Source organism: Romboutsia sp. 1001285H_161024_C4, assembly GCF_015550185.1.
GTDB classification, from domain to species: Bacteria; Bacillota; Clostridia; order Peptostreptococcales; family Peptostreptococcaceae; genus Romboutsia_C; species Romboutsia_C hominis.
Genome location: NZ_JADNAJ010000001.1, coordinates 355818 through 380164, shown reverse-complemented (window position 1 = coordinate 380164; position 24347 = coordinate 355818). Strand labels below are relative to the sequence as shown.

At 26.7% G+C, this 24347-nt stretch carries 24 protein-coding genes; 10 read left to right on the top strand and 14 right to left on the bottom strand.

Going from position 1 to position 24347, the window contains the following annotated elements:
* Positions 1-359 precede the first annotated feature (359 nt).
* Positions 360-2183: a translational GTPase TypA gene (gene typA, locus I1959_RS01925; protein ID WP_092926670.1), complete on the top strand. Its 1824-nt coding sequence runs from the start codon at positions 360-362 to the stop codon at positions 2181-2183.
* A gap of 79 nt (positions 2184-2262) precedes the next feature.
* Here the strand turns inward: typA and I1959_RS01920 are convergent, their stop codons facing one another.
* From I1959_RS01920 to I1959_RS01910, 3 genes are all read right to left on the bottom strand, one after another.
* Complete coding sequence (locus I1959_RS01920; protein WP_092926672.1) at positions 2263-3570, bottom strand: APC family permease; 1308 nt, start codon at positions 3568-3570, stop codon at positions 2263-2265.
* Between the two features lie 31 nt (positions 3571-3601).
* Entirely contained in the window at positions 3602-4336 is a 735-nt protein-coding gene (locus tag I1959_RS01915; RefSeq protein WP_195236930.1) for a gamma-glutamyl-gamma-aminobutyrate hydrolase family protein, read from the bottom strand.
* Positions 4337-4718: 382 nt separating this feature from the next.
* Positions 4719-6734 carry a sigma-54 interaction domain-containing protein gene (locus tag I1959_RS01910; protein ID WP_092926676.1) on the bottom strand — a complete coding sequence of 672 codons (2016 nt, stop codon included), beginning with the start codon at positions 6732-6734 and terminating at the stop codon, positions 4719-4721.
* 588 nt (positions 6735-7322) lie between these two features.
* On the opposite strand from I1959_RS01910, the gene I1959_RS01905 reads away from it, so the two are divergent.
* On the top strand, positions 7323-8378 hold the full coding sequence (locus I1959_RS01905; protein WP_166506228.1) for an NAD(P)H-dependent flavin oxidoreductase: 1056 nt from the start codon (positions 7323-7325) through the stop codon (positions 8376-8378).
* 148 nt (positions 8379-8526) lie between these two features.
* Here the strand turns inward: I1959_RS01905 and I1959_RS01900 are convergent, their stop codons facing one another.
* Positions 8527-9657, bottom strand: a complete 1131-nt coding sequence (locus tag I1959_RS01900) for an aldo/keto reductase (protein WP_195236929.1) — start codon at positions 9655-9657, stop codon at positions 8527-8529.
* 377 nt (positions 9658-10034) lie between these two features.
* On the opposite strand from I1959_RS01900, the gene I1959_RS01895 reads away from it, so the two are divergent.
* Both I1959_RS01895 and I1959_RS01890 read left to right on the top strand, forming a co-directional pair.
* Positions 10035-10970, top strand: a complete 936-nt coding sequence (locus tag I1959_RS01895) for a magnesium transporter CorA family protein (protein WP_092926682.1) — start codon at positions 10035-10037, stop codon at positions 10968-10970.
* Between the two features lie 188 nt (positions 10971-11158).
* The gene (locus tag I1959_RS01890) at positions 11159-12121 is read left to right on the top strand and encodes a calcium/sodium antiporter (RefSeq protein ID WP_166505075.1); all 963 of its coding nucleotides are present in this window, start codon (positions 11159-11161) and stop codon (positions 12119-12121) included.
* Positions 12122-12166: 45 nt separating this feature from the next.
* Here I1959_RS01890 and I1959_RS01885 read toward each other — a convergent pair whose 3' ends face one another.
* Positions 12167-14026, bottom strand: a complete 1860-nt coding sequence (locus tag I1959_RS01885; protein WP_195236928.1) for an SEL1-like repeat protein — start codon at positions 14024-14026, stop codon at positions 12167-12169.
* A gap of 291 nt (positions 14027-14317) precedes the next feature.
* On the opposite strand from I1959_RS01885, the gene I1959_RS01880 reads away from it, so the two are divergent.
* Complete coding sequence (locus tag I1959_RS01880; RefSeq protein ID WP_195236927.1) at positions 14318-14464, top strand: hypothetical protein; 147 nt, start codon at positions 14318-14320, stop codon at positions 14462-14464.
* A gap of 43 nt (positions 14465-14507) precedes the next feature.
* Here the strand turns inward: I1959_RS01880 and I1959_RS01875 are convergent, their stop codons facing one another.
* From I1959_RS01875 to I1959_RS01865, 3 genes are all read right to left on the bottom strand, one after another.
* Positions 14508-14735 carry a hypothetical protein gene (locus I1959_RS01875; protein WP_195237128.1) on the bottom strand — a complete coding sequence of 76 codons (228 nt, stop codon included), beginning with the start codon at positions 14733-14735 and terminating at the stop codon, positions 14508-14510.
* 107 nt (positions 14736-14842) lie between these two features.
* On the bottom strand, positions 14843-15247 hold the full coding sequence (locus I1959_RS01870) for a hypothetical protein (RefSeq protein WP_092926688.1): 405 nt from the start codon (positions 15245-15247) through the stop codon (positions 14843-14845).
* A gap of 249 nt (positions 15248-15496) precedes the next feature.
* Positions 15497-16660 carry an AI-2E family transporter gene (locus I1959_RS01865; protein ID WP_092926690.1) on the bottom strand — a complete coding sequence of 388 codons (1164 nt, stop codon included), beginning with the start codon at positions 16658-16660 and terminating at the stop codon, positions 15497-15499.
* Between the two features lie 482 nt (positions 16661-17142).
* Here I1959_RS01865 and I1959_RS01860 point away from each other — a divergent pair, with 482 nt between their 5' ends.
* From I1959_RS01860 to I1959_RS01850, 3 genes are all read left to right on the top strand, one after another.
* The gene (locus tag I1959_RS01860; RefSeq protein WP_092926692.1) at positions 17143-17382 is read left to right on the top strand and encodes a hypothetical protein; all 240 of its coding nucleotides are present in this window, start codon (positions 17143-17145) and stop codon (positions 17380-17382) included.
* 226 nt (positions 17383-17608) lie between these two features.
* The gene (locus I1959_RS01855; protein WP_092926694.1) at positions 17609-17824 is read left to right on the top strand and encodes a hypothetical protein; all 216 of its coding nucleotides are present in this window, start codon (positions 17609-17611) and stop codon (positions 17822-17824) included.
* Positions 17825-18056: 232 nt separating this feature from the next.
* On the top strand, positions 18057-18233 hold the full coding sequence (locus I1959_RS01850) for a hypothetical protein (RefSeq protein ID WP_176698699.1): 177 nt from the start codon (positions 18057-18059) through the stop codon (positions 18231-18233).
* Between the two features lie 76 nt (positions 18234-18309).
* On the opposite strand, the gene I1959_RS01845 is transcribed toward I1959_RS01850, so the two are convergent.
* Entirely contained in the window at positions 18310-19407 is a 1098-nt protein-coding gene (locus I1959_RS01845) for a hypothetical protein (protein WP_195236926.1), read from the bottom strand.
* Between the two features lie 249 nt (positions 19408-19656).
* On the opposite strand from I1959_RS01845, the gene I1959_RS01840 reads away from it, so the two are divergent.
* The gene (locus tag I1959_RS01840; RefSeq protein ID WP_195236925.1) at positions 19657-20556 is read left to right on the top strand and encodes a collagen-like protein; all 900 of its coding nucleotides are present in this window, start codon (positions 19657-19659) and stop codon (positions 20554-20556) included.
* Between the two features lie 27 nt (positions 20557-20583).
* Here the strand turns inward: I1959_RS01840 and I1959_RS01835 are convergent, their stop codons facing one another.
* The 5 genes from I1959_RS01835 to I1959_RS01815 all read right to left on the bottom strand — a co-directional run bounded on the left by I1959_RS01835 (position 20584) and on the right by I1959_RS01815 (position 23933).
* The gene (locus I1959_RS01835) at positions 20584-20892 is read right to left on the bottom strand and encodes a GIY-YIG nuclease family protein (protein WP_092926701.1); all 309 of its coding nucleotides are present in this window, start codon (positions 20890-20892) and stop codon (positions 20584-20586) included.
* A 76-nt stretch (positions 20893-20968) separates the two neighbouring features.
* Positions 20969-21484, bottom strand: coding sequence for a serine O-acetyltransferase EpsC (gene epsC / locus I1959_RS01830; protein WP_092926703.1), 516 nt, complete (start codon positions 21482-21484; stop codon positions 20969-20971).
* A 19-nt stretch (positions 21485-21503) separates the two neighbouring features.
* Positions 21504-22403, bottom strand: coding sequence for a cysteine synthase A (gene cysK / locus I1959_RS01825; RefSeq protein WP_092926705.1), 900 nt, complete (start codon positions 22401-22403; stop codon positions 21504-21506).
* Between the two features lie 189 nt (positions 22404-22592).
* On the bottom strand, positions 22593-23240 hold the full coding sequence (locus I1959_RS01820) for a C40 family peptidase (RefSeq protein WP_166505064.1): 648 nt from the start codon (positions 23238-23240) through the stop codon (positions 22593-22595).
* Positions 23241-23330: 90 nt separating this feature from the next.
* Positions 23331-23933 carry an NUDIX hydrolase gene (locus I1959_RS01815; protein WP_092926709.1) on the bottom strand — a complete coding sequence of 201 codons (603 nt, stop codon included), beginning with the start codon at positions 23931-23933 and terminating at the stop codon, positions 23331-23333.
* A 151-nt stretch (positions 23934-24084) separates the two neighbouring features.
* Between I1959_RS01815 and I1959_RS01810 the strand changes: the two genes are divergently transcribed.
* Positions 24085-24312 (top strand): DUF1294 domain-containing protein, encoded by a 228-nt coding sequence (locus I1959_RS01810; protein ID WP_243239965.1) that lies wholly within the window; start codon positions 24085-24087, stop codon positions 24310-24312.
* The last annotated feature ends 35 nt before the right edge of the window (positions 24313-24347 follow it).

Genomic DNA, 24347 nt, shown 5'->3' with positions numbered 1-24347 from the left:
TTTTAGACATATTTTAGACATTAAAATCCTACCTATATAAATAGGTAGGATTTTTTCATTTAATTAATATTTTTTATTTGTATTTATTGATTTCCTCATTGTTATTTTCATTAAACTAAAAAATGCAATCTAAATTCTATTCAAAATTTTTAATACATATCTACCCTTTACCACAAACATTTTCCCTTAGATAAAAAAACTAACTTTTATTTTTTATCTTTAAAATTAACTTTAAATTATTTTTTTTTACATAAAATATATTCATTGTTATACTTTTATTTTAAGTTTTAGTATCTTGTATACACAGTTATACTGTGCTATACTAAATAAGTTATTTTAATGCGAAAGGAGCATATTCAATGTCAAAAAACAAAATAATAAACATAGCGGTTATAGCCCACGTTGATGCTGGTAAGTCAACTTTAGTTGATGCTTTCTTACATCAATCTGGAACATTTAGAGATAATGAAGTAGTTAAAGACTGTGTAATGGATAGTAATGACCTTGAAGCAGAAAGAGGTATAACAATATATTCTAAAAACTGTTCTATAAACTATAAGGACTACAAGATAAATATAGTAGATACACCAGGACATAGTGACTTCTCTTCTGAAGTTGAACGTGTTATAAAGACTGTTGATACAGTTATATTACTAGTTGATGCTAGTGAAGGACCAATGCCTCAAACAAGATTCGTTTTACAAAAATCTTTAGAAGCTGGACTTAGACCAATACTTTTCATAAACAAGATAGACAAGCAAGATCAAAGAGCTGAAGAAGTTGTTGATGAAGTATTTGACTTATTCGTTGACTTAAACGCAACTGATGAGCAATGTGAATTCCCAATAATATACGGTATAGCTAAACAAGGTATAGCTAAGAAAGAAATGGACGATGAAAGTACTAACTTAGCTCCATTATTTGAAACTGTTGTTGAACATGTTGAAGCATACCCTGATTACAGTGAAGAACCTCTTCAATTACAAATATCTGCACTTGCTTATGATGACTATGTAGGTAGACTTGGAATCGGTAGAGTTTACAAAGGAACTATAAAAAATGGTTCTCAAGTTTCTATATGTAAAGCTGATGGTTCAGTAGCTAAAGGAAGAATATCTAAGCTTACAGTTTATGAAGGATTAAACCAAGTTGAAAAAGATGAAGCTTATGCTGGAGATATAGTTGTTATAGCTGGTATAAGTGATATATCTATAGGTGAAACTATATGTGATAGTGACAATCCAATTCCAATGGAAATGATACACATAGAAGAACCTACTTTATCTATGAACTTCTTAGTTAATGACTCTCCATTCTGCGGAAAAAGTGGTAAGTTCGTAACTACAAGACACTTAAAAGATAGATTAGACAAAGAATTAGAAGTTAATGTTGGTCTTAAAGTTGAGCCATTAGACACAACTGATGGATACAGAGTATCAGGACGTGGAGAGCTTCACTTATCTATCCTTTTAGAAAACATGAGACGTGAAGGATACGAAATAGGTGTTTCTAAACCAGAAGTTTTATTTATAAAAGAAGATGGTAAGTTATTAGAGCCAATGGAAAGAGTTATAGTTAACTGTCCAGAAGTTTACTCAGGAACTGTAATAAATAAATTAAACCTAAGAAAAGCAATGATGGAAGCTATGGAAATAGAAGGTGACTATGTTAAAATAACATTCATCGCTCCAACAAGAGGATTACTTGGATACAGAAGTGAATTCATAAACGATACTCGTGGAGAAGGTTCTTTAGTTAGATCATTTGAGAGATATGAAGAACATAAAGGTGAAATACCTGGAAGAACTAACGGAGTTTTAATAGCTCAAACAGCTGGTACTACTATGGCTTATGCTCTTAATGCATTAAGCGAAAGAGCTCAAATGTTTGTTGACCCTGCTGTTGAAGTTTACGAAGGTATGATAATAGGTATGAACTCTAGAAAAGATGACATGACTGTTAACCCTTGTAAAAATAAGAAATTAACTAACGTTCGTGCTTCTGGTACTGATGAAGCAGTTAAGTTACAAGCTGCTAGAACATTCACATTAGAAGAAGCTTTAGAATTTATAGAAGATGATGAGTTAGTTGAAATAACTCCAGATGCTATAAGACTTAGAAAGAAATTCTTAAATGAGCATGATAGATTAAAATACAACAAATCTAGACAAGCTAATAAATAGTTTATAAAAAGAACACTTTAGTAATTCTCTAAAGTGTTCTTTTTTATATTTCTAAAATATTAATTCTAGATACTATTTATTATTCAACATTTTTAACTTTATACACTTTAGTCATATAGAAATAGAATGGTACAGCTATTAGTAATCCACCTAGTCCCCATACTATCTTCATAGGGTCACTAATTCCTGCTTCTATTAATAGCCATAAACTAATTAATACTGCAAATATTGGTACAAATGCTCCACCTGGTATTCTAAATCTTACTTGCTTATCTTTATATTTCTTTCTAAATACTAATACTGCTATACATGTTGGTATATATTGTATAAATCTAGATATAACACTTATTTGTAATAAAAATTTAAATGAACCTGACCAAGCTATTAAAAGAGTTCCAACAACTGTTATTATTATTGCTATATATGGAGCACCTTTTTTATTATTTTTAGCTATGCACTTTGGAACTAATCCTTGTTCAGCTAATGCAACCCCTGATCTTGGTGTTAAGAAAGATGCTGCTATATTTATACCACCAACAGATATTACTGTTCCTATTGTTATTATATAAGTTCCAATATTACCTACCATTGATTTAGCTGCATCTGCTACAGGTGTTGCTGCTCCACTTAACTTAGGACCTAATACACCAACACTTATAGCTAAAACAAACACATATACAATTGATACTATTGCCATCACTGTAATTAAAGCTTTTGGAACGTTTTCCCTAGGATTTTCCATATCCTTTGCTGCAACTGCCAAAGATTCAAATCCTGTAAATGCATAAAATAATGATATTGCAGCTGCAACAAATGCTGTTGTTGTAGCTTCACCAGATGGTACAATTACAAACGGTTTAAAGTTACCACCTTTTACAAAGAAAATTCCTACAACTATAAAGAATATTAATGGAACAAGTTTACCTATAGTTATTATATCATTTAAAACTTTTGATGCTTGTACACCCATTATGTTTACTATTCCAAGACCTATTAATACTACACCTATTATAACATTTTTAGTAAATGGATCTGCTGCTTGAGGCCAAACAGTAGAAATCGTTATTGCAAAAAAGTTTGCCATAGCTGCCCAAGCTATCATACCTATAGCCCACTTCATAAATCCAACTTCAAAACCTATAAATTGACCAAACGCTTCCTTAGCATAAAGATATGGTCCACCATTTTCATCAAACCAACTTCCTGCCTCAGCAAAACAAAGCGCTATAGATACTGCAAGTACTGTACAAAATACTAGTACAACAATACTTGCAGGTCCTATCATTTTATATGCCTCTCCTGGCAATCCAAATATACCTGAACCTATGATTGAGTTAATGCCTAGAAGTACTATACTCCAAAAACCTAATTTTTTACTACTTTCCATAGTCTTCCTCCACCAAAATATATATTTATAATTATTTAGTTGCTTCTGTTATTAATGCCTTAAATAGCTTTTGCATGATAGGATAATCCTTTGTCATCATTTCTGGATGCCATTGAATTCCTAATACAAATTCTTCTCCTTCTTTTTCTATAGCTTCAATTACTCCATCTTTAGATTCTGCACAAACTATATATCCATTAGCTAACTCATTTACAGATAAATGGTGAAAACTATTAACATGTATCTCACTTTCTCCTAATATATTATGTAACTTCGTACCTTCTCTTATTATGGCTGTATGTGTAGCTACATTTGATAAATGACCTTGATTATGCTTTATATAACATCCATCTATTAGAGATAAGTCTTGATATAAGCTACCTCCTTCACATACATTTATAACTTGTTCTCCTCTACATATACCTAAAATTGGCTTCTTCATTTCTAAGGCATATTTTAATAATTTAAAATCATAAGCATCTCTTTTAGGTAGTATTCCACCTAATTTTTGATGTGGTTCTTCTCCCCAATTTAAGGGATTTACATCATGCCCTCCAGATAAAATAAGAGCATCTATATTTTTTACTTGTTCTCTTATTATTTCATCATTATAAACCATTGGAACTATGTAAGGTACACCCCCACACATAGCGACTGATTGAACATAGTCATTATTTACATATGCTCTTTCGTATCCTGGAAACATTCCTCCTTCATCTATTATAAGGCTACCTGATATACCTACTATAGGCTTTTTGTTTGTCATAAATTAATGCACTCCAATTCTTCTATTATTTTTAGATTATAACTATAATCTTTTGTACATCAATTACTTTAAGCAAACACTATGCCAAATTTGTATTTTATTTTTTTATATTTAGATATTTTGTATAATTTTTAAGTCCATTAACTTAATATATTTTTTAATTTTATACATTTTCAGATGTTCTTCTAATAAAGGTATACACTCATTTTATGAGTTAATTTAGTCTAGTTTCATGAATATTTTCAATAGAAAAATAGCAATAATCATAAAAATTTTTTCAATATTTGTTTTAGGAAAACTTTTACTTTACTTATTAAATAATACATAATGTTAAAATATATTTATAGGTTAAATAGGCAGTTAAATCTGCCTACTTAACTGCCTATTTTAATAACTTAAGCACCTCTATTCCCTTTTGACTTAATTCGCTTCCTTTCCTACCACTTTTTGATACTACAATATTTCTTCCTTTTAATACTTCTAATATATGTCTAATTTCACCTTCACTTATTAGTATATCTTCTTTTATAAGTTCTTTAAGTATAGCACTTCTTCCTAATGATTTATTTAAGTCATTATGATTTTTGATACATTTCATTACCTTTACTGTCTTTTCTAAAGATGTTCTATTTTTTATATAATCTATATCTTTTTTATAATCCTTTTTTATATTAGTTAGATTATGAGGTAAATCATTTGTAGTAACTTCATCTTTTGATGCCATAGTATCTATATACATAGCTGTATTTCTTAACTCTCTTATATTACCTGGCCAATCATAATCATTTATTATAATTTTTACATCTTCACTTACCTTAATTTTTCTTTTTATAAAATGTTTAAGCATCATATCTATATCTTCTTTTCTCTCTCTAAGTGGAGGTATGTGTATAGGTAATACATTTATTCTATAATATAAATCTGCCCTAAACTTTTCTTCTTTTATCATTTTAAGCAAATCTCTATTTGTTGCTGCTATTACTCTAACATCAATATCTATTACGCTTTGTCCTCCAACTGGCATAATTTGATTTTCTTGAAGTACTCTAAGTAACTTTGTTTGAAGATACATAGGCATATCCCCTATTTCATCTAAAAATATAGTTCCATTATGAGCTTGTTCAAATAGTCCTTTTTTACCACCTTTTAATGCACCAGTAAATGCTCCTTCTTCGTATCCAAATAACTCACTTTCTAATAAATTTTCAGGCATAGCAGCACAGTTTATAGCTATAAAAGGTTGTTTACTTCTATTTGAATCATTATGTATAGACTGAGCTAACAACTCTTTTCCAGTTCCACTTTCACCAGTTATTAAAACTGTATAATCTGATTTAGATATCTTTCTGGCTAACTTTTTTGTATTTTCCATATTTATAGAATTAGTTTTAATATCATCAAAAGTATATCTAGCTACTTGACCTTTATCTTTAAGAACTTTACTTAAATTTTGTTCTAATTTTTTTATATAAGTTACCTCTTGTATACAAAAATATGACCCTATATTTTTACCAAAGCTATTTATTGTGTGCTTGTTTATTGTTATATACTTATCTTTATATTTAATAACATTATCATCTTTTGTCTTATCTTTATTTAATATATCTTTTAATTCTTTATCATCTAAATTTTTAATGTTTTTACCTATTATATCTTCTTTTATATCTAAAATATTTTTCACACTTTCATTAAGGACTTTTATAATACCTTCATTTGAAAGTAATATCATACCATTTTTAGATAACTTTATAATAGATTTTAGCTCATCATTTTCTACTGTAAGATTTTTATAGGTATGATTTATTCCTGAATGTATACTAATAACTTCTTCAGAGTATTTTATTAGTCTTTGTGTTACTTCTTTTTCATCGATTTTTAGTTTGGTTATTATTTGTAGAAATGTAGATATGTCTATAAATCTATGCCCTATATCAATTACTTCTTCTATATAATCAGGAACTAAGTGTGTTTCACCAGGAGTTACACAAACTTTAATATCCTTGTATTCTTTTTCTTTATCATAGGGAATTAAATTTAAGTGATTTATACCTATGTGGTATAGCATGGATATAGTTTCAAGTATTGTTTCCTTGTTATCGTTTACAACTAACACATCTATATTTTTAGGTAGTGAAAACAGTCTGTATATATCTTTTTGCTTTACACTTCTATTTATTATTATTATTTTCTTGCTATCATCTATATAATTTTTTAGTTTTATAGACCTATCTCTAAGCATGACAAGAATTATATCATCATCGATTTTTTGACCTTTTTGTAGATTATTAAAAAAATAATTGTTTATTTTTAATTTGTCTTTGAATATCATCTTTATATTGTTGTTTAAAAAGACCTCTAATGTGGATAATCCATCTGTAACTATACCTATTGTTTTCATATTAAGTCTCCCTTTTTACTTTGTATTATATATTTTTTAATTTTTGTTATCTAATTATCCACTATTATATCTAATTTATACTTAATTTGTCTTTTATAAAAAAGAAGTTTGCTATTTTTATAGCAAACTTCTTTTTTATGTTTATTCTATATCTATTTAATATTTTATTTTATGTCGTCTATTGGTTTATATCATCTAGTATGTGATTCTCGCTTAAACATGATAAGAATGTTAATCCATACATAACACAAACTATTACTGCTGTTATAAGTATTATACCCATATCTATCACTCCTTTGCTTATATTATATCTTTAATATATGAAGTATTTATGAATTTATTTTGAAATTTCATGTATATTCATTAGTTTTTCCTATTTTTTACTATGTATACATTATAGTACTTTTTTATTATTTATTTATAGTTTAAATATTGTAACCTTTTTAAATTTTTATAATATATCATTATACAATATCTTTATTTTTCTAAAAATTTACTTGTTATTTTCTTACAATTTATTATATAATATTATTAGTACCTGGTATTAATATTTGATATAATTTTTTTTATATTAAGGAGGCGTTTTTTATTAAAGCATTAAAAATTGGAGATTTAATAGCTAAAGTTCCTATAATACAAGGTGGAATGGGTATAGGAGTATCTAGATCTTCCCTTGCAGCTGCTGTAAGTCGTGCTGGTGGTATAGGAGTTATATCTGGCGTACAAATTGGCTATGATGAAAAAGATTTTGAATATAACCCTCTAAGAGCTAACTTATCGGCCCTTAGAAGTCATATAATAAAAGCTAAAGAAAATTCTAATAAAGGAATAATAGGTGTTAATCTAATGGTAGCTATGAACTACTACGAAGAACATGTAAAGGAAGCTATTTCCTCTGGTGTTGACCTTATAATATCTGGGGCTGGTCTTCCTATTAAATTGCCTTCTTTAATTAAAGGCTCTAAAGTAAAAATTGCACCAATAGTCTCAACTGCTAAAGCTTGTAGTGTTATCCTAAAAATGTGGGACAAAAAAGACAAAACTACAGCTGATTTAATAATAGTTGAAGGTCCAAAAGCTGGAGGTCATTTAGGTTACAAAAAAAGTGAACTAGAAAATATAGATAGCATTAATTATGATAAAGAATTTGTAGATATACTAAAAATTACCAAAGCTTATAGTGTTAAATATAATAAAGAAATACCAGTGGTAGCCGCTGGCGGCATATTCAGTGCTGATGATGTTTTAAAATATATAAATCTAGGTGCTAGTGGTGTACAAGTAGGTACAAAATTTGTTGCAACTTATGAGTGTGATGCATCTTATGAATTTAAACAAACCTATATAAATTCTACTAAAGACAATATAAATTTAGTTGTAAGTCCAGTTGGAATGCCTGGTCGTGCAATACACAATAAATTTATAGAACGTAATTCTATATCATCACCTAAAATAACTAAATGCTATAATTGTTTAATTCCTTGTAATCCTAAAACTACTCCTTATTGTATATCAGAAGCTCTTATAAATGCAGTAAAAGGAGATGTTGATAATGGATTGCTATTTTGTGGTGAAAATGCCTACAAAGTAGATAAATTATCTTCTGTTGATGAGGTTATAAGAGAATTAACTTCTAAGTTATAGATAATTAAATTTTAGCTTTAATTGTATTTAAATGCTCTTACACTCCTAAATCTAGGGCTATTTCCTAATTCTAAAGCTAAAAATTTAAAATAAAAATAGACTAACATATGTTAGTCTATTTTTATTTTCTAAAACTAATATATTTTTATCATTTAAATGTATCTTTAACTTCTTTTAACTTTTCTATTATATTTATATGTTGAGGACATTTCTCTTCACATAATCCACATTCTACACATTTTTTTGCATCATTTCCCGACCCTACTAAAAACATATTGTATTGTTCTTTATTTTTTCCTATATCATTAAACATGAATGCATTATTTAATAATTCAAAGCAGTTTGGTATTTTAACACTGTTTGGACATGGTATACAATATTTACATCCAGTACAATTTACTCTTATTTTGGATTTAAACATATCTCTAAGCTCTTTTATCATTTCTTTTTCATATTTACTCATAGATTCTTTTATACCTTCCTTAGAAGCTATATTTATATTCTCTACAACTTGTTCTAAACTTGACATTCCACTTAAAACTACATCTATCTCTTTCTTATCATATAAAAACTTAAAAGTCCATCCTACAGCATTTCTACTAGTTAAGCTATTATTAATTATATTTGTTATATCACTAGATAAATTATTTACTAATGCTCCTCCTCGAAGCGGTTCCATTATAACTATACCTAATCCTTTTTCTCGAGCATACATAAGTCCATCTGTACCTGCCTGATAATCTTCATCTATGTAATTATACTGTATCTGGGCAAATTCCCAGTCATAGTCATCTACTATTTCTTTAAATACATCTAATGTATCATGAAATGAAAAACCAATATGTTTTACTATTCCTCTTTCTTTTATATCTTTTATAAAATCAAATAACCCATTTTCCTTTAATCTAGTATAATCTTTCTTATTTAGATTATGTATTAAATAAAAGTCTATATAGTCAGTTTGTAATTTTTCTAATTGTTCATATATATATTTATACATATCTTCTCTTTTATTTACTAGCCATGAAGGTAGCTTTGTCGCTAATTTAACCTTTTCTCTATATCCATCTTTTAATACTTCTCCTACAAATATTTCACTTTCTCCATTATGATATGGGTATGCTGTATCTATATAATTTATACCGTTATCTATTGCATATATAAGCATTTCCCTTGATTTTTTCTTGTCTATTTTATTATCCTTTAATGGAAACCTCATACACCCAAATCCTAATATAGACACTTTTTCACCAGTATTTCCGATTTCTCTATATCTCATATTACTTCCTCCCCCTCTAAAAATATTATCTACTTATATTATATTTAATAATTTTTCCTATATATTACAATTTTTTATTATTAATCAAATAAATCATGCTATATTCTTTATTTTTTTAATATATTTTTAACTGAAAACTTGATTTATGTTTGATAACAAGGTATCCTATTTAAAGGATATAAAATTTTTAATATTATTTTTAATAGGAGAGTGATGGAAAATGGATCAAAGTCCTTTGGGGGATATTGATTTAAAAAGCATCACTTATTATTATCTTTTAAATGGCTAATTTACTTATCTTCTTATATAAATCAGTCATTTAATTAATAATACTAAGTGATAAGATTTATATAAAATTGAATAAAGGATGTGTTGCCATGATAAGATACTATAAGACTATTGACAACAAATTAGAAAAGTTAAATTCATTTGAAAATGGCTGTTGGATAAATCTTGTTGAACCTAATCAAAATGAAATAAGTGAGATAGTTGATTTATTAAATATAGATGAAGATAGTGTAAGATCTGCTCTTGATGAGGAGGAACGCTCTAGAATAGATGTCGAAGATAATCATACACTTATACTTATTGATATCCCAGTTGATGAAAGTGATGTAAATTCAACTCATTATACTACTATTCCTATTGGTATAATAATGTGTGAAAATGCAATACTTACTGTATGTTCTGCTCAAACTAAAATTATAAATGATTTTATTGTAGGCCATATAAAAGAATTTTACACTTATAAAAAAACTAGGTTTATACTTCAAATTCTTCATAAAAATGCTAGTTATTATTTATATTATCTAAGAAAAATAAATAAAATAACTACCGTTATAGAAAAAGAAGTTACTAAATCTATGAAAAATAAAGAACTTATACAGCTTCTAGAACTTGAAAAATCATTAGTTTATTTTTCTACTTCTTTAAAAGCTATAGAACTAGTTTTAAATAAAATGGTTCGTACTACTAGTATAAAAAAATACTCTGACGATGAAGATTTGCTAGAAGATGTTATAGTTGAAAATAAACAGGCTTTAGAGATGGCCACTATATATGGAGATATATTAAGTAGAATTATGGATGCTTTTAGTGCTATTATTAGTAATAATCAAAATAATGTTATGCAGTTTTTAACATCTGTTACTCTTATAACTACTATACCTACTATTGTATCTGGTTTCTTTGGAATGAACGTTGGAGGTATTCCTTATGCAAATCATATTAATGGATTTTGGATTGTAATGGTTATTACTGCTTTAATTTGCTTAGTTGTTACATTCTTTATGTCTAGAAATAAGCTATTATAATATAACAATTAATTTTAATATATTCTATAATATAATTTTCATATATTATAGAACCCTTGTAAAATAACTTGATTAACAAGTTTTTTATAAATCAAGACCTTCGAGGCAGACATGCTCTACCTTGGAGGTTTTTTATTATAAAGTTGCGTGAACTTATATTTACTTATTTATTTTTGGGAGGTAATTGTATGAATTACATATTACTAATTTTCGGTTTTTTACTGCTTATAAAAGGGGCTATCTACTTTGTTGACGGTTCATCAGATATTGCCACTATACTAAAAATTCCTCCAATTTTAATTGGACTTACTATTGTAGCTTTTGGTACATCATTACCTGAAGTTTCAGTTAGTATAATAGCTTCTATAGATAATCAAAATGGTTTATCTCTAGGAAATATTATTGGCTCTAATATATTTAATATATTGATGGTTTTAGGTACAACTGCTTTTATTAAAAATTTACAGGTTAGAAAATCAATAGTAAAAAAGGAGATGCCAATACTTATAATTACCTCTATGATAGCTTTATACTTGTCAATAGACTTAACTATAAGTCGTATTGATGGTATGATACTTTTATTGTTATTTTTACTATTTTTATATGATATGATAAAAGAAGCATTAAGAAATAGAAACTTGTCACTAAAAGAAAGTTATGAATTTTTAGAAGCAAATACAAATATAGCCTCTATATCTATAGATAATTCTTTAGCTAAGTCTTTATTAATTTCAGGAGTTGGTCTTATAGCTATTATAATTGGTGGGAAAATGGTTGTAAGTTGTGCAACTAATATAGCTTATTCCTTTGGCGTAAGTGATCACTTAATTGGTATCTCAGTTGTAGCACTTGGTACTTCTTTACCAGAATTTATTACATCTGTTATTGCAGCCACTAAAGGTGAAAACGATATTGCTGTTGGGAATGTAATTGGTTCTAATATATTTAATATTTTATTTATTTTAGGTGCATCAGCATTTATCTCTCCTTTATCTCTAGAGCCTGCACTAATATTGGATAGTATATTTATGATATGCGCTATAATACTTTCTTATATATTTGTTGTTCAAGATAAAGAAATAACAAAGTACGAAAGTTTATTTTTAATAACTACATATTTTATATATATGATATATTTAGTTTCAAGGTAAAAATACCTCAAAGTAATATATTTTACTTTGAGGTATTTTCTTCTATTATTTATCTATTATCATTTCTTCTAATGGTTTTTCAAATTGTAATTTTAAATTCTCATCTTTTTCTAATATATATATTGGTACATACTCTTCTTCTTCCTCATTTAAATCAATTTCTTTAAATGGCGGAGTAAGTACTTCATCAAAGTTTATGCTCAGATCTGGCATTGTCTTTAATATTTGCTTAGAATTATCATATTCTTCTTCTGCTAGACTTTTATACATATCTAAACTTTTCTTATAATATATACCAGCTAGCATGTATTCACATTTTTTATTTCCTAAATTAAAACCTTCTTTATAGTATTTTTTAGCTTCTTCATCTTCATTTAATTTTAAACTTAATTGCCCTAAGTTATATATAGATTCTTCGCACTTTTGGTTTCTAGCCTTTTCGTACCAATACTTTGAATTTGTATAGTCTTTATAGAAAATATCATATATAAGACCTAGCATGTGTTGTGAATATATATTTGAATCATTCGCTGGTGTTTCAAACATTTTCTTTGCTTCTTCATAATTTTCTTCTGCAAAGTATATTCTACCTAAATGTATTCTTGAATTTATGTGATTTTTTAATATGGCAATATTAAAATACTTCTTAGCATTTTCTATATCATTATTAGCTTCATATATACATCCTGCTTTATAGCTAGATTCTACATCTTGATTTTCACTAGCTCTTTTATACCACATTAAAGCTTTCTCAAAATCACACTTATCTTCATATATCTTCCCAAGCTTAACTTGACATGATAACTTATTTTCTATTTTTCTATAACAAGATATGGCACTGTCTATATCATTTATCTTATGATATAAATCACCCATATTCTCAATAGATTCTATTAATCCTACTTCTATACATTCCTCATAATACTTTTTCGCTGTTTCATAATCCTCTTCTTCAAAATATAAACCTGCTAAATTATTTTTAGCTTCTATTATATCTGAATTTGATGCTATCTCATAATACTTTTTAGCATTTTCTATATCATTATTTCTATTATATAAGTTTCCTAATCTATAGCTTGCTAAAGCACATCCATTTTTTATACTTTCTTCATAATACTCTATAGCATTTTTATCATCTTCATCTCTATCATATATATATGCCAATCTATATTGAGACTTTGTACAACCTTTGTCAGCACTTTTTATATAATATCTTTCGGCCTCTTCAAATTCTTCATTAATCTCCATTATAAGGCCTATATTAAAACATCCTTTTAAATTTCCTACTTTATGTAAATGTTTATATAAGCTTATTGCTGACTTATCATCACCATCTATATAGTTTATTATCGCTAAATTATACTTAGATTCTTCATTTAATAATACTGAACCCTTCTTATAATATTCAATAGATTCTTCTTTTTTTCCTAATTTTTCATAAAGTATACCTAGATTAAAGCAAGCTAAACCAAAATTACCTTTAGCTGCTTCTTTTAACCACTTTTCACATCTTATATAATCTTTAAGCTTATAATGAACAACTCCTAAATTGTTTTGAGCTTGTAAATCTCCTAAAGTAGCCAATTTTTCATACCAATAAAGTGAATATTCATAAGCATTAGATATAAAATATATATTGCCTAGATTAAGAGCAGCTTCTTCTTGTCCATTCCTAAATGCCATAGAATACCACTTTTCTGCTTCATTGTATTGACCTCTAGATTCAAATATATTACCTAATGCATATTGAGATTTTACATATCCTTCTTCTGCAGATTTTATATATACTTCTATAGCTTTATCTATTTTACCCATTTTCTCAAGCAAACTTGCTTTAGTATGATGTATTGCTGGGTCTTTTGGAATATTTTTTATATTTTGTATTGAAAATTTTGTACTTCTCATATTTAACTCCCTATTTAAACTTTACTTTTATTTTAGTAATCTGTTTTAATAATTATATATTATATAACAAACTTACAATTTTTAGCTAATTTTTTGTCTTTCTGTAATAATATTGTAATAGTAGATATATTTAATTAATTTTTATGTAGTATATAGCCATGCATACTAATATCTTATATAATTTATGTATAAATGATATTTATTATGAGTTTAAGTGGCTTGTTCATTTATGTATTAACATTATAATGCTTTTTAATAAATATTTATAACTTAGTAAGTAGGAGTGATTTTATGAATATAGATTTAATTTTTAAAATAGTTATGGCTATTGTATTAATTGGTATTACTATAAAAGCAATTAAGTTTTTAGGTGGATTAGTCTTTAAGATAGCACTTGTGCTATTTATAATACTTTTAGTTTATAGAATGTTTATCTAAAATAGAAAATACCCCACTTGATTTACTTTAAGTGGGGTATTTTCTATTTTAATGTTTTTAAATCTATATATGCTTCAATTTGAGGTATATACAACATATGATTTACTTTTATATGTGTATTACCAAATTCCTTAAGTTCTTTTCCTTCTTTATCTTTAGTTATTTTGTATCTTACAACTTCATTACCTTCATTTATACTTGCATTAAAAAACATTCCTTCATACTGCTTAAATCTAAAATTAAAATTATCTCTTGTAAGTTTTATAGTTATTTCTGCCATAACTCTTCCTTTCTTTATATATTTTAATTTTGTCTTATTATATCATAATTATAAATCATAAAAAAGAGCCATCTAATATTAGATAGCTCTTTTTTATATTAAAAATATAGCTCTTTAATCTTCATAGCATCATTTGTCCAACCATTGTTTTTACGTATTAATTTTAAATTTTTACCTTTACTTACTAATATTGTAACTAACTCTTCTTTCCCCTTTTCTTCTACAATAAAATCCTCAACATTTTTTAAGGGTATCTTTGATAAATTGTTTACCTCGGATAATCCCCCTAATGGTACATGATATATTCCTTCTAAGTATAAATTTTTATCTGTTAATGTAACTATGTATTCATTAACGATTTCTCCTGCTGCAACTAGTGATTGACTCGCTACAAACATATTGGTTAAAAAATTTAATACTAATTCAGTATTGCTTACTTTCCTATAACACTTCATACTAGCTCTTACTATTTCGTTGTCTTCTAATTCTAACTCCCTACTCATAAGACTTTTCCTCCTAATGATGTGATTATTATGATTAATAATTTATAGCTAAGTACTCTTATATAAAATAAGCTTTTCCTCCATTATACAATGTATAATTGACTCAATCAAGTAAATTATTTTTTTATGTATATTTATATTCTTTTTGTCAATAATATAAATGTTATTACGTTACTCTCAGAATTTATAACATTTAAGAGGCTGTTGCAAAATGATTAGATTTAATCATTCTACAACAGCCTCTTTGCATTACATATATTTTTCTGTATCTTCTGGCAGCCCTTTTTTCTTTAATCTATATTCCACTATCTCTTTTACTATAGAGTATAGCCAAGCAAATAAAGGAACGCCTATTATCATTCCAACTAATCCTAATAACTTTCCTGCTACTAATAATGAGAATAATATCCAAAATGCTGATATTCCTATTGAATCTCCTAATATCTTAGGTCCTATTACATTACCATCTAATTGTTGTATAATAATTATTATTAATATAAACCATAATGCTTTAATTGGAGATACAAACATTATTATTATAACTGAAGGTATAGCTCCAAAGAACGGCCCAAAGAATGGTATTATGTTAGTTATACCTATTATTACTGATATAAGTAATGTATATGGCATTTTAAATATTGTAAGTACAATGAAAGTTAATACACCTATTATAGCTGAATCTATTATCTTTCCACTTAAAAACTTACCAAATGTATCATTAGCTCTATTTGTTAACTCAATAGCTTTGTCAGCACGTGCTTTATTAAATATCGCATAAGTTACTTTTTTGCTAAGTCCACAGAACTTTTCCTTATCTATTAACATATAAATAGATATTATTAAGCCTAATACTATATTCCAAACACCTGATGCAGTAGTTTTTAACATGCCTCCAAGTACCGGAATTAAATTAGATATTATTTTTATAGTATAGTCTATAAATTCGTTCCACTTACCTACAGCTATAGTCATATATTCATTGTTTAAATCTATATTTTTAGTTAGACTTTCTATGAATACAGTTACATTATTTACATATGTTGGTATGTCATTAACAAGTCCTACCACACTGTCTACTAACTGTGGTAACACAAATTGTATAAATAAATAAAGTATTATAAAAGCTGTTGTGTAAGTTAATAATAAACTTATAGCTCTTTTACCTTTTTGTTTCATGTTTTTAATTGAATCAAACACTAAAATTTTTTCTTCAAAAAATACTAGTATAAAGTTAAGTAAATATGCTATTACAAATCCTATAACAAAAGGTTGTAATGTTGACATAACCCAACTTAAGTTTTCAGTAAATGCTGGTAGTTTGTCTAATATATTAAAAAACAATAAACTACAGCATATAACTATAATCGCATACACCGATATAGTAGTATATTTGTTATTCCATTCAACTTTCATTTACTTTGTGATTCCTCCTAATTAAATTTACCTTCTAATAGATGATTATTTTTTACCTATCATATAATTATAACCAATATAACATATTTATTGTCAATAAATTGATATATTTAATATGAATTTATCTTCATATTAAAATTTAATCTTAACTACATAGTGTTTCATCTTTGTCTGTTTTAGTAAGACCACTTATATATTTTAATATTATTGATTTACCCACATCATTTATTCCAAGTAATGCTGTTATCTTTCCTTTTTATATATTTTCGTTTTATGTTGAAATACAATAAATTCGACTTTTGCTTTTTTACTAAGCTTAATTTATATATTAGTAATTTGTTAAATACTTTTTGTATAATTTTAAATATTTTTGTCGAAATTAGTAACTTTTTCTGTATTTAGTACATATTATTTATTAGATATATGAAAATATATCTTTTGATTTAAATCTTAAATAATAAAAATATAGTGGAGGTTTTAATATGTTTGGAAACGACTTTAATGGATTTGGAAGAAATAATGGTTTTTGTGATGATAACTTTTTAATAATATTACTTTTATTACTTTGTAACGATGGATTTGGCTGCGGTCACGGTAGAGGCCATGATGGAGACAATTGTGAAGATAACAATAGAAGATGTAATAATAACGAATTCTTTATATTTATAATAATCATTTTATTCTTCTGTAATAAAAAAGGACATGGTAATTGCTTAAGATAATGTAAGTTATAATATATATTAATTAACAAAAGGCACCTATTATAGGTGCCTCATTTATATATATATTTATTTTTTATTTAAATTAATTACATAATTCATTAATTTACTCCAATCACTTTGTCGAAATTAGTAACTTTTTCTGTGTTTTATACATATTATTTATTAGATATATGAAAATATATCTTTTAATTTAAATCTTAAGTAAAAATATAATGGAGGTTTTAATATGTTTGGAAATAATATTTTTTGTAATGATAATTTTTTAATAATATTACTTTTATTACTTTGTAACGATGGATTGGACTGCGATCATCATAATGAATGTAATCACCATAATGAATGTGATCACCATGATAAATGCAACGATAGAAATGTATTCTTTATATTTATAATAATAATTCTTTTATTCTGCTGTAACAAAAAAAGACATGATCATTGTTAAGATAATATAACTTATAATATCTATTAATTAAAAAAAGGCTCCTATTATATCATAGGTGCCTTTTATATACAATTTTTTATATTTTTAATTGATTTAATTACATAACTAATTCACTCTATTTTTTTGTCGAAATTAGTAACTTTTCCTGTATTTAGTACATATTATTTATTAGATATAAAAAATTATATCTTTTAATTTAAATCTTAAGTAAAAATATAATGGAGGTTTTAATATGTTTGGAAAAAATAATTGTTTTTGTGATGATAACTTTTTAATAATATTACTTTTATTACTTTGTAACAATGGATTTAACTGCGACTTCGACTGCGATGATAATAATAAATGCTTTATATTTATAATAATAATCCTTTTATTCTTCTGTAACAAAAAAGGACATGATCATTGCTAAGATAATATAACTTATAATATATATTAATTAATAAAAGACACCTATAATATTATAGGTGTCTTATTTATATATGCAATTATTTTTTAGATATCTTTTTTATCATTCCCATAATTTCTTCCATAGACTTTCCTTCTACTTCTTGCTTTAGTTTATTTATATCTATGTCTTCTAATATATTACTTATATCATTATTCATATTTGGTTTGCTTTTATCATTTTGTACATTATCAAAATCTATATTTGATGCTATTTTTTTAGCCATTTCTACAATTTCTTCCATAGACTTTCCTTCTACTTCTTGCTTTAGTTTATTTATATCTGCATCTTCTAATATATCACTTACATCATTATTCACATTTGATTTATTTTCTTCATTTTGTCTATTATCGAAGTTTATACTTGATGATACTTTTTTAGCCATTTCTATAATTTCTTCCATAGATTTTCCTTCTACTTCTTGTTTTAATTCATCTATATTTACGCTTTCTAGTATTCTTTTTAAATTTTCATTTATATCTTCATTATTTTTATTACTTTTTTCATTTCCATAATCTGGTTCCATTTTTGATATTCCTCCATTCATTAGTTTTATAATTTCGCCAATTGAATTATTATTACTTTCGTTTAGTTTATAATCACTCATTAACATATTTGATAATAAACCATCTAATACATTTACACCTTCTAAATTAGATTTTGAATATATATTTTCATCTAAACTCATTATGGTTAATGGATTAATTTTATTATTATTAATATATTGTAGTAATAATTCTACCAACTTGTTTGTGTTAATTTTCTTGCCTGACTTTTTGTTGTGCTCTTCTCCTTTATGATTTTTATTACCATTAATTCTAGTATTGTTATGCAAGCCTGTTGCTTTATATCTATTGCTACTCTCGATTGACTTTTTATTGTTCTCTTTTTCTTCTTTATCATTTTGATTTACATTACTTTTAGTACTGTTATTTGATTCGGTTACTTCGCAGTTATCACTACTCTCGTCTGACTTTTTATTATATTTTTCTTCTTCTTTACAATTTTTGTTGTACTTTCTTTCAACACTCTTGTTCAAATTGTAAAAAGGAGATCTTTTAGAAATGCTATCCATTAACATATAATCTTCATAGTCTTCATAACCTTCTATTCTATTATTTTTCTCTTCAGAGTTCACAAAATAAGCCTCCTTTTATTAATTAAAGTATCTATACGACACCTTACATCATTATATGTATTAAATTTCTTAAGGGTGACTTATTTAAAATGCTTGATAAAATGAATATCTCTTATATTTTCCCATCACTTATTGTATATATATTTTACTTATTTTGGTGACTTATTGTTTCCTTTTAAATGTTTTTATCATATATGTATATTATGTAGTATTACTACTAAATTAAAATATTTGACATGGGGTGTTTGTATGCATAAAGATTGTATGAATAAAACTAAGAAGTGTAAAAAGTACTATGATTTAGATGATTGCCATTGTGAAAAAGAATATAAAAAAGATAAGGGTGCAAATTTAAAAATGTCCCCTATGTTTGTATATCCTGTCGATTTGTGCAACTGTGAAATATTTCATATATTATGTAATTGTATAGGAAGGATTGTTGGATTAAAGTTAGTAGATAATAATTGTATATTAAGACTTTGTATATGTGATGTAAATAGTTGCGGAGTTGTTGGTAAAACTCCATCCGGTAAGGGACCTATATACGTAAAACTTAATGCCATTCAATATATAGATTTTGGTAAAGAAACCTATGTTAATCCTCTATGTGGTACAAATTTGAGTATAGGTGTACAAGTACCTAAGGGTGAAATGGGACCTATGGGGCCTGCTGGTCCTAAAGGCGCTAAAGGTGAAATGGGACCTATGGGACCTGCTGGACCTAAAGGCGCTAAAGGCGAAATGGGACCTATGGGACCTGCTGGTCCTAAAGGTGAAATGGGACCTATGGGACCTTCTGGACCTAAAGGTGAGATGGGACCTATGGGACCTTCTGGATCTAAAGGTGAAATGGGATCTATGGGACCTGCTGGTCCTAAAGGTGAAATGGGACCTATGGGACCTTCTGGACCTAAAGGTGAGATGGGACCTATGGGACCTTCTGGATCTAAAGGTGAAATGGGATCTATGGGACCTGCTGGTCCTAAAGGTGAAATGGGATCTATGGGACCTACTGGTCCTAAAGGTGAAATGGGGCCTATGGGACCTGCTGGACCTAAAGGTGAAATGGGACCTAAAGGATATGAAGCTCCTGGTAAAAAAGTAAAAGAAAAATATATGCCTCCTAAGAAGATCCCTTATAAAAATTAATATAAAATATATAAAGAGGAAGCTTGATTATTTTAAAGCTTCCTCTTTATATATTTTATATTCTTCTTTATCTTCTAATTCATTTACAAACTCTTCATTATTTTCTATTAGCCAAAGCTTTTTATTTCTAGAAAGTTTTTTTATATAACTTTCTAATTTCATGGCTTTACTTTTCGTATCACTTACAAAACATACTTCTAGTTTTAAAAAACCTCTTGATCTTGTGTATTTAGAATTTATACCTTTTTCGTGTTCTTTCATACGTCTTATTACATCAGTTGTGTATCCTGTATATAAAGAATTATCTCTACATCTTATTATATATGTAAAATGCATAAAATCATCCATCCTTAATTTTTAACTTTATAATATATAATAACATGTTTTAGATATATTATGTTACTTTTTGAGATTATCTTATCTTTACAACTTTACCAGGTATTCCAACAACTGTAGCTCCATTTGGTACATCTTTTAAAACAACTGCATTTGATCCTATTTTTGAATTTGATCCTATATTGATAGGACCTAAAACTTTGGCTCCTGCCCCAATTATTACATTATCACCAACAGTTGGATGTCTTTTTCCCTTTTCTTTTCCTGTTCCACCTAAAGTTGTTCCATGATATATAGTTACTCTACTTCCAACCTCAGCAGTTTCTCCAATAACTACCCCCATACCATGATCTATAAGTATTCCTCCACCTAATTTAGCCCCAGGATGTATTTCTATACCTGTTAAAAATCTTGAGATTTGTGATACTAACCTTGCTAAAAAAAATCTCTTATGTCTATATAAAAAATGAGAAATACTATGCCCTATCCTTGCATGTATAGATGGATAAAGTAAAAATACCTCTGTTTTGCTTCTTGCTGCTGGATCATTCTCCATTATATACTCAATATCTGCTTTAATTTTCTCAAACATATAATCATCCCTCTATGATTTAATTAAATATATTCAAAGACATATATTTATCTAACCCATCTGGTGATACTGTAACTATTTTCTTATTAGGAAATCTCTTTGATAATTCTAGTGCACCATAAACATTTGCACCTGATGATATTCCTACTAATATCCCTTCTTTTTTAGCCATTAATCTTACTCCTTCATAGGCCTCTTCATCACTTACTGTAATAACCTCATCTACTATACTATCGTCATAATTTTTAGGTATAAATCCTGCTCCTATACCTTGAATTTTATGAGGTCCTTTAATATTTTTAGATATTACAGGTGAACTTTTTGGCTCTAATGCTACCACCTTAATGTCTTTATTTTTTTCTTTTAGGTATCTTCCTATTCCTGTCAATGTTCCTCCTGTCCCTACACCACAAACAAAAATGTCTATATCTTTAACATCATTTAATATTTCAACTGCTGTTGTATTGTAATGAGCATATGGATTATCTTCATTTTCAAATTGATTTAAACTTATATAGTTTTCATTATTTTCTATTAACTCTTTAGCTTTATTTATAGCACCATCCATACCTAGCTTGCCATCTGTTAATATTAATTTGGCACCATAACATTTCATAAGTGTCCTTCTTTCTTCACTCATAGTGTCTGGCATTACTATTATAACTTCGTATCCTTTTAAAGCTCCTACCATTGATAGAGCTATACCTGTATTCCCACTTGTAGCTTCTACCAATACACTTCCATTTTTTAATATATTTCTTTCTTCTAGCCCTTTTATCATATTTAAAACAGCTCTATCTTTTATACTTCCTCCTGGGTTGTATTTTTCTAGTTTTACATATATATTTTTATTACCTATATTGTTAAGTTTTATCATAGGAGTATTTCCTATTGTAGATAGTATATTTTCATTAATCATAATTTGCTCCTTATATTTTAGTATTTATTTCTATTATTTTATAATATATAAATATAAATCCCATAAATATATATATTTATACTATAAAAAAAATCACTTACTTAATCTTAAGAATATCTGCCTATAAAATAAGTTAAGCTATATCATAAACTTATGATACATATTAACTTATTTTATAGGTAATTAATTCTATGGTCTTCTGGCTCCTCTATAGTGTTTTTCGTAATAACCTGTTAGTTTAGATTTTTTAACTCCATCTTTTGGATTAGATGCATGTATAAATTCACCATTTCCTACATACATTCCCACATGACTAACTCTGCCTTTATTCATAGTATCGAAAAATATTAAATCTCCGACTTGTAAATCCTTTTTGTCAATAGCTTTGCCAAACTTACTTTGTTCATAGGATACTCGAGGTATATCTTTACCTAGTGCATTTTTATAAACATATTGAACTAGCCCAGAACAATCAAAAGATTTTGGTCCTGTTGCCCCCCATACATATGGCTTTCCTATTTGGCTTTCTAGCAATTTTATTGCATCATCCATCTTATTATTACTTTTTTGAGCATTATTTATATTACTACTATTATTAACTTTACTTACGTTAACATTACTTAAAAGTGTATCTAAACCATTAAGTTTATTTTGATTCTCATTACTACAGCTACAACTACAGCTACATGTTGGACTATCATTAAGTATACTATTAAATGTACTTTGTAATACAAAATCAAATACATTTGAATTATTGTTTGTACAAGCTTTATTTTTTGAATTAGATTTGCTTATAGCATTTAAAAGCTCTATCATAACTATTTGGTTAACATTCATACTAAATCTCCCTACTTACTTATATATAAAAAACCGTACATTAAATAATACGGTTATCATATATATATATTTAGTATTTATATAATATAATTAATGAAATAGTTTTTCACCTAAGTTTATAAACATTTGAAGTAGTAGATATGATTTTATATCTATTTTTTCTCTTCCGTTTATTATTTCTTTAGCTTCTTCCTTTGATACTAAAAATGCTTCTATATCTTCATCTTCTTCTAAAAATTCTTTACTTAAATTGCCATCACATAAACAATATACAAATGCTACTGATTCATCAGTCATTCCTGGAGATAAATATAATTTATCATTACTATTTATATTATTTATACTTATAAGTTCTAGACCTGTTTCCTCTTTTAATTCTCTTTTTACCGCTTTTTCTATACCCTCTTCATTATCCACAAGTCCTGCTGGAAGTTCATATATATAACTATTTATAGGTACTCTAAATTGTTTTATAAGTACTAACTTCTTTTCGCTTTTATGATATGCTGCTATTACTACTGCATCTATTTTATCTTCTTTATCGTTTATATATATTTCCTTTAAATTATTTTCATCTTTTCTTGATGCTACCATCCAGTGTCTTATGTCATTATTTTTATTTTCATATTCAACATCATAAAGCCCTACAAATTTAGTTTTAACTAATGTGGTTACATCTTTTATTTTAGTCATGTTTTACACTTCCTTTTTATTTATTCTATGTTAATATTATACTAATGTATAATATATTTTTATAGTATATAAGTTATTATATTCATTTACGATTATTAATATTTTAATTAAAAAGAAAGGATTATATATGGAAAATTTATTTTTATTTTATATGTTAATTATAAATATAGCTTCTTTTTATTCAATGTATATAGATAAGAAAAAGGCCATAAATCATGAATATAGAATAAGCGAAAATACTCTTATGATGCTATCATTAGTAGGTGGCAGTTTAGGTATATTAATTGGAATGTATAGATTCCACCATAAAACGCAAAAAAACAAGTTTAAAATAGGAGTTCCAATAATTTTAATTATTCAGATGCTAATTTTAACATAATAAAAAAGCCTACAAGGTAATAAATACCTGTAGGC

Bases quoted from the DNA above. Each gene is read 5' to 3' on its own strand.
- typA (WP_092926670.1), top strand. From the start codon at position 360: ATGTCAAAAAACAAAATAATAAACATAGCGGTTATAGCCCACGTTGAT.
- I1959_RS01920 (WP_092926672.1), bottom strand. From the start codon at position 3,570: ATGGAAAGTAGTAAAAAATTAGGTTTTTGGAGTATAGTACTTCTAGGC.
- I1959_RS01915 (WP_195236930.1), bottom strand. From the start codon at position 4,336: ATGACAAACAAAAAGCCTATAGTAGGTATATCAGGTAGCCTTATAATA.
- I1959_RS01910 (WP_092926676.1), bottom strand. From the start codon at position 6,734: ATGAAAACAATAGGTATAGTTACAGATGGATTATCCACATTAGAGGTC.
- I1959_RS01900 (WP_195236929.1), bottom strand. From the start codon at position 9,657: ATGAGATATAGAGAAATCGGAAATACTGGTGAAAAAGTGTCTATATTA.
- I1959_RS01895 (WP_092926682.1), top strand. From the start codon at position 10,035: ATGATAAGATACTATAAGACTATTGACAACAAATTAGAAAAGTTAAAT.
- I1959_RS01890 (WP_166505075.1), top strand. From the start codon at position 11,159: ATGAATTACATATTACTAATTTTCGGTTTTTTACTGCTTATAAAAGGG.
- I1959_RS01885 (WP_195236928.1), bottom strand. From the start codon at position 14,026: ATGAGAAGTACAAAATTTTCAATACAAAATATAAAAAATATTCCAAAA.
- I1959_RS01880 (WP_195236927.1), top strand. From the start codon at position 14,318: ATGAATATAGATTTAATTTTTAAAATAGTTATGGCTATTGTATTAATT.
- I1959_RS01870 (WP_092926688.1), bottom strand. From the start codon at position 15,247: ATGAGTAGGGAGTTAGAATTAGAAGACAACGAAATAGTAAGAGCTAGT.
- I1959_RS01865 (WP_092926690.1), bottom strand. From the start codon at position 16,660: ATGAAAGTTGAATGGAATAACAAATATACTACTATATCGGTGTATGCG.
- I1959_RS01860 (WP_092926692.1), top strand. From the start codon at position 17,143: ATGTTTGGAAACGACTTTAATGGATTTGGAAGAAATAATGGTTTTTGT.
- I1959_RS01855 (WP_092926694.1), top strand. From the start codon at position 17,609: ATGTTTGGAAATAATATTTTTTGTAATGATAATTTTTTAATAATATTA.
- I1959_RS01850 (WP_176698699.1), top strand. From the start codon at position 18,057: ATGTTTGGAAAAAATAATTGTTTTTGTGATGATAACTTTTTAATAATA.
- I1959_RS01840 (WP_195236925.1), top strand. From the start codon at position 19,657: ATGCATAAAGATTGTATGAATAAAACTAAGAAGTGTAAAAAGTACTAT.
- I1959_RS01835 (WP_092926701.1), bottom strand. From the start codon at position 20,892: ATGCATTTTACATATATAATAAGATGTAGAGATAATTCTTTATATACA.
- epsC (WP_092926703.1), bottom strand. From the start codon at position 21,484: ATGTTTGAGAAAATTAAAGCAGATATTGAGTATATAATGGAGAATGAT.
- cysK (WP_092926705.1), bottom strand. From the start codon at position 22,403: ATGATTAATGAAAATATACTATCTACAATAGGAAATACTCCTATGATA.
- I1959_RS01820 (WP_166505064.1), bottom strand. From the start codon at position 23,240: ATGAATGTTAACCAAATAGTTATGATAGAGCTTTTAAATGCTATAAGC.
- I1959_RS01815 (WP_092926709.1), bottom strand. From the start codon at position 23,933: ATGACTAAAATAAAAGATGTAACCACATTAGTTAAAACTAAATTTGTA.
- I1959_RS01810 (WP_243239965.1), top strand. From the start codon at position 24,085: ATGTTAATTATAAATATAGCTTCTTTTTATTCAATGTATATAGATAAG.